General features: G+C 65.4%; 1 protein-coding gene. It reads left to right on the forward strand.

From position 1 onward, the window contains the following. Positions 1 to 312, forward strand: a 312-nt coding sequence (locus F6X37_RS38185; RefSeq protein WP_222945055.1) for an Ig-like domain-containing protein, incomplete at both ends; no start/stop codon positions are given.

Below are 312 nucleotides of genomic sequence, written 5' to 3' on the forward strand. Positions count from 1 at the left end.
CGCCTGATACGCCGCTGGACGAAGGCGAGCACGAGTTCACGGTGGTGGAGCGTGATCCCGCGGGCAACGAAAGCAGGCCGTCGGAGCCGCACGTGGTGATCGTGGACACGACTGCGCCGGACCAGCCGGTCATTGGCGAAGTGATTGACGACGTGGGTCTGGTTCAGGGTCCTGTGGACAATGGCGAGAGCACGGACGACACGACGCCGACGCTGGTGGGCAAGGGCGAACCGGGTGACACGATCGTCGTGATCGACAACGGCACGCCGGTTGGCGAGACGCAGGTCGACGAGGACGGCAACTGGAGCTTCA

This window comes from Paraburkholderia sp. 31.1 (assembly GCF_014397645.1).
In the GTDB taxonomy this organism is placed as follows: domain Bacteria; phylum Pseudomonadota; class Gammaproteobacteria; order Burkholderiales; family Burkholderiaceae; genus Paraburkholderia; species Paraburkholderia tuberum.